The sequence below is a fragment of the Candidatus Rickettsia kedanie genome, from assembly GCF_045865205.1.
Classification (GTDB): Bacteria; Pseudomonadota; Alphaproteobacteria; order Rickettsiales; family Rickettsiaceae; genus Rickettsia; species Rickettsia australis.
In genome coordinates this window covers 63,815-74,346 of record NZ_BAABMM010000005.1, presented here as the reverse complement: position 1 = coordinate 74,346, position 10,532 = coordinate 63,815, and the positions used below count along the sequence as shown (strand labels likewise).

Genomic DNA, 10,532 nt, shown 5'->3' with positions numbered 1-10,532 from the left:
GACCACGGGGTCCATAAAATAATTTTAAAAATACTGGACCCCGTGGTCAAGCCACGGGGTGACAGCTTCATATCTTCATATACTGATAAAAATCTGGGTTATTTTCCCACAGTTCACGCACCTTAACAAATAAAAATAAATGAACAGGAAAGCCAAAAAACCGCTCCATTTGCATTCGAGATTTTGCCCCTATCTCTCTGATTTTCGAGCCGTTTTTACCGAGTATTATAGTTTTATAGCTCTCTCTTGAGACTACTATAACCTGATTAATCTTTACGGATTTGTCTTTAAGATCTTCCCACTGTTCAGTTTGTACAGTTAACTTATAAGGTAGCTCTTGATGCAAATTAAAAAATAATTGCTCTCTTGTGATTTCTGCCGCAATAAAACGCATCGGTAAATCCGTTATGTCGTCTTCTGCATAAAGCCAAGGAGAAATTTTTGCCTTACCTGTTATATATTCAAGTAATCCATTAATATTTTTGCCCGATAAAGCAGATATAGGAAAAAGCAAACTATCAGGATGATTTTCCATTAAAAAAGCTTTAATGTCATCTAGATATTTTGATTCGATGTCTATTTTATTCAATAAAAATATCGGAACAATATTAAGTGAGCGAAGCTTATCTAAAATATCGTGCGTTACATCATCAAACGGTTTTAAACTATCGATAATTAACATTACTAAATCTGCACTATACAAACTAGACCATGCACATCTTACCATTGCTTTCTCTAAGCTCCCTTTTGGCTCAAATATACCGGGCGTATCGTATAAAATTACCTGCGTATCTTTTAAGGTAATAATACCGGTAATAATTGACCTAGTCGTTTGAACTTTTGGGGTCACAATTGAAAGTTTCTCACCGATTATTCTATTTAGCAAAGTCGACTTCCCGCTATTTGGTCGTCCAATTATACAAACCGAAATTGTTTTCTGATTAGACATCTTTAAGCCTGTGCAATAAGTCTCGTGCTGCGTTTTTTTCGGCTTCTTTTATAGAGTGTCCTGTACCTGTTTGTTCATAATCTTGTACTTTTACAAGAACCGTAAAAGTCGATGAATGGGCAGCTCCTTCTCTTTTTATCAGACGGTATATGGGTAGGTGATGGCTACTCGCTTGAGCCAATTCTTGTAAAGCAGTTTTTGGGTCATAATCATAATCCGTTAAATTCTGAATTTTTATAAATTCTGCCCATAATCTCCCAATAATATTACGGGTTGTTTCAATATTGCTATCAAGATATATAGCTGCAATCAAAGCTTCCGTAGCATTTTCTATATTATTAGGATTATCACGCCCTCCTGCTACTTCTTCACCATAAGTCATAATTATATAATCTTTTAAAGTGAGCTTGGTCCCAACCACACATATTGTTTCTTTGCAAACTAAATATGATCTCATTTTAGCTAAATTCCCCTCATTATAATTTGCAAAATTTCTAAATAAAATTTCCGTGACTACTAAATTTAATACAGCATCACCTAGGAACTCTAATCGTTCATAATCTTTATCATACTTATACTCATGATGTTGTCTTAAAGACGGGTGACTCAACGCCTCTATTAAAAGCTCTTGATTTTTGAAACTATAGCCAAGCAGCTTTTCTAACTTCTCAAATGATTTCATTACTCATCCGTGTTATAAAGATTTCTGAAAATTCGATTTAACCTAACAGATTCAATCCATGGCTTTAACCTTAGTACTAGATTAATAACTCCTATATCATGATCCCACCAAGTCATTTTTGTTGAGAACCAAATAAATTGTGCTTTAGCAATAAAATTTTCAAACGGTACAAATCCAAGATTTACTCTACTATCATTTGACTGATCTCTATTATCCCCTAAAAAGAAATATTTCCCTTCAGGTACATAAAAAACATCCGTGTTACCGTATCTATCATTATATATAACGCCAAAAATAGGAGCAAGCTTATAAGAAAAATATGTTCTACCGTTTGGCAAGGTTTCTTTAAACTTCAAATATTTTATTCCCTCTTCACTTATATAAGTTCCAACTTCCGTGCGTTCTATTCTTTTATCGTTAATATATATTATGTCATCAATCAATTGAATTTTATCACCGGGTAGTCCTATTAAACGCTTTATATATCTAACATTCATATCGTTAGGCGGACGAAAAACTACAATATCGCCACGCTCTGGTTCACGAGCAAATATTCGCCCTTTAACAAGAGGAATAAAATCAAAAAAAGATAAAGAATAATTACTATAACCATAACTATATTTCGTAGAAAATATATAGTCATTCTCAAGTATGGTTGCTTTCATAGAACCGGTCGGAACGGTAAACGGCTCCATAATAAGTATTCTAATAAGTAAAGCGATACATATTACAAAAGCACAAGACCCCCACTCTTGCTTAGCTGTTTTATTAGTGTTGGATTTTGTATTATCTGTTTGCATACTCTCTTAATTATTTTTAAATTGAAATCGTCATTGTGAACGACTGTAAGCCTTGTTGCATGGCTTCCGTCATTGCGAGGAAATTACAAAGTAATTGACGAAGCAATCTCAGGAGTTTATTATTTCATGAGATTGCCACGCTATAACTCTTTATCCTCTCCTCAATTTCGCTTCTAAAATGGCGTATCAGCCCTTGGATTGGCCAAGCTGCCGCATCACCTAAGGCACAAATAGTATGCCCCTCTATTTCTTTCGTAACATTAAGAAGTTCGTCGATCTCGGATTTTTGGGCATTACCTTTAACTAGCCGCATCATAACTCGCCACATCCAGCCCGTACCTTCACGACAAGGAGTACATTGCCCGCATGATTCATGCATGTAAAATTTACTAAGGCGTGCTATTGCATAAATAATGTCGGTAGATTTATCCATAACTATAATACCACCTGTACCAAGTCCAGAACCTGCGGTTCTTAAACTATCAAAATCCATATCCACTTCACATAATGACTTAGGAAGTAAAGGCACGGAAGCACCGCCCGGAATTATGGCTTTAAGATTATCCCAACCGCCTCGAACACCGCCGGCATATTTCTCAATCAATTCTTTTAACGAGATTCCCATTGCCTCTTCAACATTGCAAGGCTTATTAACATGCCCAGATATGCAAAAAATCTTAGTACCGGTATTGTTAGGCTTACCGATAGAAGCAAACCAACTAGCTCTTCGTCTTAAAATGGTCGGCACTACTGCGATAGACTCAACATTATTTATAGTAGTCGGGCAACCATATAGCCCAAATCTGGCAGGAAAAGGCGGCTTTAAACGAGGCATGCCTTTTTTACCCTCTAAGCTTTCAAGTAATGCCGTTTCCTCACCGCAAATATAAGCCCCCGCCCCACGGTGTAAATAAATATTACAATCAAAGCCTGAACCGCAAGCATTCTTTCCTATTAACCCGTCTTTATAAGCCTCATCTAAGGCACGCTGAATATTAGAAGCTTCATTATAAAACTCACCTCTAATATAGATATAGCAATCATTCGCTCCTATAGCAAAGCTTGCAAGCAAGCAACCTTCTATTAATTTGTGCGGCTCAAACCTTAATATATCACGATCCTTACAAGTACCAGGCTCAGACTCGTCGGCATTTACTACTAAATAGCAAGGCTTCTCTGAATTTTTGGGCATAAACGACCATTTCATACCGGTAGAAAATCCGGCACCGCCTCGCCCTCTAAGCCCTGATTTCGTGATCTCTTCAATAATAAAGTCTCTACCTTTATCAAGCAAAGCTTTAGTATTATCCCAATCACCTCGCTTCTTGCTAGATTTCAAATCATGGATTTGCTCCCCATGTAGGTTAGTAAAAATTTTGTCTTCTTCTTTTAGCATAAACTATTCTCGTTATGGCTTCAAAACGTCATTGCAAGGAAAGACAAACATGGCTCGAAAATTGTCATTGCGAGCAGCCTTAGGCTGCGTGGCAATCCAGAAAAAATAATAAAAAATTCTTTAAATCAGAATTTTTTACTGGATTGCTTCGTCAATTTACTATTGTAAACTTCCTCGCAATGACGAAAAAAACTAGCCACATAGGCGATGCTTGCTTGCAATGACGATTTTTTACCTTTCTATTACTTTTTTATTAAACCTTCTATTAGCGAACATTGTAAGTATCGGAGCGGAGATAAAAATTGACGAATAAGTACCGGCTATTATCCCAAAAAATACAAGGACGCTAAAACTACGGATTACCTCACCGCCGAAAAGAATAAGGGCTAAATTGGCAAGTAGCGTGGTAATTACTGTTAAAATCGTTCTTGATAAAGTCTCATTGATACTTAAATTTATAATTTCCGTGATATTTTTTTTATGATATTTACGTAAATTTTCTCTAATCCTATCATATATTACTACCGAATCATTAACGGAATAACCTATAATAGTTAACACTGCTGCGATAGTGCTTAAGTTAAAATCAAGCTTTGTCATACTCATAAACCCAAGAGCGAGTATTACGTCATGCACTAAGGCGATAAGTATACCAAGACCGAAATACCACTCAAAACGCACCCAAATATAAACCATAATAGCTAAGAAAGAGCACAGCATAGCCATAGCCCCCGCTTCTATTAGCTGCCTACCGACTTGCGGACCAACAAAATCTACCTTACGATATTCAAACTTATACGGAAAATTACTTTGCAAAGATGCTTTAATTAACTCAATATTTTTCATGAAATTTTCTTCGCTACTAATACCGAATCTAATCGATAAATCACGCTCACTACCGAAATTCTGTAAGACCACCTCACCTATTCCAAGCTCACCTAGAACCCCTCGCATTTTTGGTAAATCAGGAGCTTGATCAAGCCTTACTTCAATAACTATACCGCCGGCAAAATCAATACCAAAATTAAATTTATATATACCGATCCAAATAAAGCTAATGAGTGATAAAATAATTGAAAAACTGTAACTAACTTCTTTAAAGTTCATAAAATCAAAATCGATTTTATGAGGTAAAAGTCTTAAAGGATAAATTTGCATTATTAATATTTCGTTGCATAAAAGTGATATACTGCTTGTATTTCAAGAATTGAATTTTATTTTGAGCGGTGAGCACCCGCAGCCTATACTTAATAAGTGAGGATTGCGAATCCTTGACAAAATGCAAGAACAATTCTTGAAAGATAAGTAGTATATTTGTATTATATAGTAAATTCAAAAAGGTTAAACGATTTTTTATGTCAGAAGTAGTAGTAAAAGAACAATTAGAGCAATATATAAGCAAAATAGAAAGATTGGAACAAGAAAAAGCTGATTTGTCTCAAGAAGTAAAAGATATTTTCCAAGATGCTTCTTCGCATGGTTTTGATGTTAAAGCTATGAAATCTATATTGAAACTAAAGAAATTGGATAAAGATAAACTTGCCGAGCAGGATGTTATGCTTGAACTTTATAGAGATACTTTAGGGATTTAGTAGGTTTGCTTGCATATCGTCATTGGAGGGGAAATGTAGAATTATCCTCAGCCGCCTATGTCATTCCCGTAGAGGCGGGAATTCAGAAAAAATATATAAATACAGCAAATTTTTGAAATTAAAAGCTCGATTATCTTGCTTTACCCTAGATTCCCGCTTCCGCGGGAATGACATCGCGTAGGTTTTTCAATCCATGCAACAATGCCTTCAGTCGCTCGCAATGATGTATTGAGTAAATGAAGAATCGGTAGACGAAGGTCAATTTCAAAAAGAGCAAGGAGTTCAAAGTCCTTGGAGCGGCAACAGTTACTTAATACGTGAACACCACAGCTCTTGTAGAACAACGTATCCAATTTTTGAAATTCACCGAGTATACTTAAGCTTTTACTGCTTTGGTTCTAGCAATAGGGATATGTCTCCCTTTAATTCTAGCCGACTTACCGCTTCTATTTCTTAAATAATAAAGTTTAGCACGACGAACTACTCCGTATTTTACTACATCAATAGAGTGTACTACCGGCGAGTAAGTCATAAAGCGTCTTTCGACACCTTCACCATGGCTAATTTTACGTACTAAGAAAGATGAAGTAATACCACGATTTCTTTTTGCGATAACTACACCTTCATAAGCTTGAAATCTTTCCGTTAATTTTTCCTTACCGTCTTTCTCAATAGATCTATCAATAATTTTAACAGTGACCTTAACTGTATCGCCGGCTTCAAAATCAGGAATTTTTTTATTTGCAGTAAGCTTTGAAATATTTTCCTGTTCAAAGTGGTCAATAATATTCATTTTTTACTCCTTAACTCTATAAATCTTTAAGTAACTCCGGACGGCGTAATTTAGTAATCATACGTGATTGCTCTTTTTTCCACTCATTAATTAGCCTGTGGTTACCGGATAATAAAACACTCGGTACAGCTCGACCACGCCAAATTTCAGGTCTTGTATATAAACCGCATTCAAGCCCGCCCTTAAATTCCCCGCCTTCTTCAAAAGACTCGGAAGATAAGGTATTTTGGTTCATTAAAACACCTGGCAGTAGTCTAATTAAGCAATCGAGAATGGTGAGAGTAGGTATTTCTCCGCCGGATAAAATGTAGTCGCCTACACTAATTTCTTCAACATTATACTCTGCAATTACACGTTCGTCAATCCCTTCGTAACGTCCACATAAGAATATAAGGTTTTTATTTTTTAACATCTCCTTAGCAAAGCTTTGAGTAAAGACTCTACCGCGAGGTGAAGGATAGTAAATTCTAGCATTAGGATTTAAAGATAAAGCGTGTTCTATAGCGTCACCAAGCACATCAGGACGCATTATAAGCCCGTCACCGCCACCATAAGCTTCATCATCAACATTTTTATGCTTAGTTAGACCGAAATCCCGAATATTGATAACGTCATACGACCAAATATTTTTATTCAGTGCTCGCCCTGCTAAAGAATCCCCTAGAGTCCCAGGAAACATTTCAGGAAAAACGGTTAGGATTGTAGCGTGAAGTATAGACATACGCTTAGAATAGTAGCCAGTACCAATTAACGCAATAAAATTATAATTTAATTTTTACCACACCCACCTGTCCTATAATTTTCTTTTCTTTGTTTTTTAGCAGCAGCTGTTGCACCACTCCTAAATGCTTCAGCTTTTTGTTGATTAGTTTTATGAGCTTGATCGCTTTGAAATTTTTGAAATTCTGCTTTTTGAGCAGCTTCTATATAACGACTTTTTATTTTCTCTAAGCGTCTCATAGCATCTTTATCTAAACTAATTACCTGCTTCTTTTGCTTGCTGCTCTCTTTAATGCTGTCTTATAACCTGCTGCGTTTTTAGCTATAACTTGCCTCTGCATAAACCCACTCTAGAATCTTTCTTCATTGCATCATTATATGGATTTATCTTATTATTTTTAATCTCCTTTATTTGTTTTTCTGCTTTCTTTTTATCAAAATCTTCCGGCATAACTTCCTTCCAAATTCAAGTTAAAAATATATCTATGTTGCATATATTTTATTTCAAAAAAAGTTAATAAAGAAAATATAGAGATATAAGTAATTAAAAATTAACTAATTTGTGTTATAAAAACTTCATTACTTCCTCAGCGATGATTAGCTCTTCGTTTGTCGGCACAGCAAAAACTTTAACCTTACTGTTTTCAGTACTTATTAAATGCTCGTTTTTTTGGTTTTTTGCATCATCTATTTTAATGCCTAGCCATGAAGTTTTGCGCTAATCATCTCCACGTATTACAACAGCATTCTGTCCGACACCGGCAGTAAAAATTAGACAATCAATCCCCTCAAGTGCAGCAGTTAACTTACCTATTTCAAGTACAATGTGATACATGAATAAATCTATAGCAAATTTAGCATCAGGTGAGTTACTGGCAAGCAAAGTACGCATATCGGAGCTTTCGCCGGATATACCGAGTAACCCCGACTTCTTATAATAACTCGGTTATTTCTTTCGTAGTCATTTTCTCATGATCGCTAAGATACAACACTATTCCGGGATCAAGGTTACCTGTCCTTGTACCCATCATAACACCGTCGAGTACGCTAAAGCCCATAGAACTTGTTAGACTAAGACCGTTTTTAATAGCACATAGACTACTACCGCTTCCTAAGTGCACTATAATAGTCTTTGTAGGTAAATCTTCCTTAGTCATTTCTTTAAAATGGCTACTAACATATTTATATGATAATCCATGAAAACCGTAACGAATTATCCCTTTATCATAATATTTTTTCGGTAAACCGAAAGCTTTTGTAATAGGCGGATTGGTAAAATGAAACGACGTATCAAAACATGCTATATGCGAGATTTCTTTATATTTTTGAAGAAATAAATCCAGTACCTGCAAATTATAAGGTTGATGCAAAGGGCTTAGAGGTATTAATACTCTCAAATCTTCACTAACTTTTTCATTAACAATAACCGGTTTATTAAAATTTTTCCCGCCATGGACAATACGGTGACCGGTGGCAATTAAATTGAGATTCTCTTGTTTGTGCCACCAATCTTCAAAAAGATCAATCATCATTTCAATAGCATCATCTTTAATATCGGTAGCAGATTCCTGTTTTTTATTTATATGACATAATATTTTATGGTCGTTCTTTTCTAAAAAAATATTATAAATTTTATCCTTAACTTTTTTATTCTGAATTGCAAAAATAGAAATTTTTCAACTAGATGAGCCGGCATTAGCTATTAAAATAACATCTTTCATATTATTTACCTAATTGGATATGTAGCTTCGCCTTAGCATGGTTATAAATAAATGAAGCAAGTACACAGGAAATAACACGCATATCCATGGGATCAGCTCTACTTGTTAAAATAATAGGCACACGGGCCCCAAGAACGATACCAGCCATAACTGCTTGACCCAAATATTTTAGCTGCTTTGCAAGCATATTGCCTGATTCAAGATCGGGTACTACTAATATATATTGGCATTTCCTGAAACTGAAGAGCTAATGCCTTTTGCTTCTGCAGCAAATAAAGATATAGCATTATCAAACGCAAGCGGTCCATCAACTATAGCATTCGTAATTTGCCCTCGATCTGCCATTTTCGATAAAGCAGCTGCGTCAAGGATTGTAGGGATTGCGGAGGTTACCGTCTCAACTGCTGATAATACCGCAACTCTAACCTGCTGGTCTTCTTTAATCATATGCATTAAATCAATAGCATTCTGCACTTATCACGCTTATCTTCTAGAGTAGGACGAATATTAATAGCAGCATCGGTAATAATGAACGGTTTTGGCAAGGTAGCAACTGCCATTAAGAAAGCATGACTTATACGGCGTTCGGTACGTAGTCCATTCTCCTTATGAACTACCGCAGACATAAGCGCATCAGTATGAAGCGACCCTTTCATAATAGTCGCAACTTCTCTTTTCTTTGCAAGCTCTACGGCTTTTTTTTGCTGCTTCGTGGCTATGCTCAACGTTAATTACTTGATAATCCTCAAGATCGACATTATTAACTTTTGCTACTGATTCAATTTTATGTTGCGGACCAATCAAGACCGGTTTTATTACATTAAATTGTGCCGCTCTAACTGCACCGAGTAATGATTCTTTATCGATTGGATGCACTACTGCAGTTTTAACAGGCTTAAAGCCGTCGGCTCTAAGTAATAGATCGATGAAATGCTTTGCTGCTTCATCAAAGTCAGGATCGTTGATTTCTCTCGTAGGAGTATCAGTAGTACCTCATTTCTTAGCTAGAATTGCATCTAAAAAAGTCTTGTTTATTATATGTTGTTTCCTCATAAACCCCTTAATAAATTAATCACTAACTTAATTAGATAATATATAAGTTAATTAATAAAGGGAAAATTGAAGAAGATTTTTAATAGGAAATTTGTAAGTAGCATTACCGCCACAGTGTATTTTTTTATTTATCCCAATTTTCTAAAATTAAATTAGGTATACGCTTAAATTCTTTTATATTATTAGTAACTAAAGTTGCATTTTCCGCTATAGCATGACTTGCAATTAGCAAATCATTATTTCCTATTATTAGACCATTTTGCTCAAGTTCCGTACGTAATTCTCCATAATAAAAAGTACATTTTGCAGAAAAATCTATCATTTCTAATCTACTTAGAAAAACATCCAATTTGCTTTGATTTTGCTCTTTTTTCTTACTTTTAGAAACACCATATTGAAATTCTGCTAATACTATTGATGAAATAGCAATAGTATTATTTTTGCCAGTAATTCTAAATTATTATGATAAGAATCAGAATGTTTATTAATTGCATAAACACAAATATTAGTGTCAAGCATGTAGATCATTCAAAATATTTCCTTTTTTTGTGGTGGTAAATCTTTTCTTCCATCAGGCAAAATATCATCACTAGAAATTTCAGCCATTTCCTGAAAAACATCTTTCCAACTGTTAGGCAGAGGCTGTAATACTATTCCTTTTCCTAAAGGAATAACACTAACTTCTTTAACTGAGAAACGACATTCCTTAGTAATCTTACTACTTGACTTTGACCATTCATAAATATTTTTGCTCTATTCATAACTATACCTCAATAGTATTGATTAACTTTATTATTAAAGCAAATAACTATTCTAAATATATATC

Annotated in this window: 11 protein-coding genes and 4 pseudogenes; 1 reads left to right on the top strand and 14 read right to left on the bottom strand. The window is 35.1% G+C overall.

Annotated elements, in window-relative coordinates; translation table 11 throughout:
- Positions 1–67 precede the first annotated feature (67 nt).
- From era to secF, 5 genes are all read right to left on the bottom strand, one after another.
- Positions 68–949, bottom strand: coding sequence for a GTPase Era (era, locus tag ACKTSD_RS00800; RefSeq protein WP_412707555.1), 882 nt, complete (start codon positions 947–949; stop codon positions 68–70).
- Positions 942–1,631: a ribonuclease III gene (gene rnc, locus ACKTSD_RS00795; protein WP_412707554.1), complete on the bottom strand. Its 690-nt coding sequence runs from the start codon at positions 1,629–1,631 to the stop codon at positions 942–944. Before rnc ends, era begins: the two co-directional genes overlap by 8 nt.
- Positions 1,631–2,431, bottom strand: coding sequence for a signal peptidase I (lepB, locus tag ACKTSD_RS00790; RefSeq protein ID WP_412707553.1), 801 nt, complete (start codon positions 2,429–2,431; stop codon positions 1,631–1,633). The genes rnc and lepB overlap by 1 nt, the downstream gene beginning before the upstream one ends.
- A gap of 124 nt (positions 2,432–2,555) precedes the next feature.
- Positions 2,556–3,827: an NADH-quinone oxidoreductase subunit NuoF gene (gene nuoF, locus ACKTSD_RS00785; RefSeq protein WP_412707552.1), complete on the bottom strand. Its 1,272-nt coding sequence runs from the start codon at positions 3,825–3,827 to the stop codon at positions 2,556–2,558.
- 231 nt (positions 3,828–4,058) lie between these two features.
- The gene (secF, locus tag ACKTSD_RS00780; RefSeq protein WP_412707551.1) at positions 4,059–4,985 is read right to left on the bottom strand and encodes a protein translocase subunit SecF; all 927 of its coding nucleotides are present in this window, start codon (positions 4,983–4,985) and stop codon (positions 4,059–4,061) included.
- A gap of 197 nt (positions 4,986–5,182) precedes the next feature.
- Between secF and ACKTSD_RS00775 the strand changes: the two genes are divergently transcribed.
- Positions 5,183–5,419 (top strand): DUF2312 domain-containing protein, encoded by a 237-nt coding sequence (locus tag ACKTSD_RS00775; RefSeq protein WP_412707550.1) that lies wholly within the window; start codon positions 5,183–5,185, stop codon positions 5,417–5,419.
- A gap of 376 nt (positions 5,420–5,795) precedes the next feature.
- Here ACKTSD_RS00775 and rplS read toward each other — a convergent pair whose 3' ends face one another.
- The 9 genes and pseudogenes from rplS to ACKTSD_RS00730 form a co-directional block, all read right to left on the bottom strand.
- The gene (gene rplS / locus ACKTSD_RS00770) at positions 5,796–6,212 is read right to left on the bottom strand and encodes a 50S ribosomal protein L19 (protein WP_412707549.1); all 417 of its coding nucleotides are present in this window, start codon (positions 6,210–6,212) and stop codon (positions 5,796–5,798) included.
- Positions 6,213–6,228: 16 nt separating this feature from the next.
- Entirely contained in the window at positions 6,229–6,933 is a 705-nt protein-coding gene (gene trmD / locus ACKTSD_RS00765; protein ID WP_412707548.1) for a tRNA (guanosine(37)-N1)-methyltransferase TrmD, read from the bottom strand.
- Positions 6,934–6,980: 47 nt separating this feature from the next.
- Entirely contained in the window at positions 6,981–7,139 is a 159-nt protein-coding gene (locus tag ACKTSD_RS00760; RefSeq protein WP_412707563.1) for a tRNA (guanine-N1)-methyltransferase, read from the bottom strand.
- A 115-nt stretch (positions 7,140–7,254) separates the two neighbouring features.
- On the bottom strand, positions 7,255–7,383 hold the full coding sequence (locus ACKTSD_RS00755; protein ID WP_412707547.1) for a hypothetical protein: 129 nt from the start codon (positions 7,381–7,383) through the stop codon (positions 7,255–7,257).
- Between the two features lie 114 nt (positions 7,384–7,497).
- Positions 7,498–7,824 (bottom strand): annotated as a pseudogene (locus ACKTSD_RS00750) (hypothetical protein).
- A gap of 40 nt (positions 7,825–7,864) precedes the next feature.
- Entirely contained in the window at positions 7,865–8,527 is a 663-nt protein-coding gene (locus ACKTSD_RS00745; protein ID WP_412707562.1) for a hypothetical protein, read from the bottom strand.
- Positions 8,528–8,654: 127 nt separating this feature from the next.
- Positions 8,655–9,706, bottom strand: a pseudogene (locus ACKTSD_RS00740) (phosphate acetyltransferase).
- Between the two features lie 124 nt (positions 9,707–9,830).
- Positions 9,831–10,234 (bottom strand): annotated as a pseudogene (gene vapC / locus ACKTSD_RS00735) (type II toxin-antitoxin system tRNA(fMet)-specific endonuclease VapC).
- A pseudogene (locus ACKTSD_RS00730) lies at positions 10,231–10,467 on the bottom strand (antitoxin). The pseudogenes vapC and ACKTSD_RS00730 overlap by 4 nt, the downstream one beginning before the upstream one ends.
- Positions 10,468–10,532 lie beyond the last annotated feature (65 nt).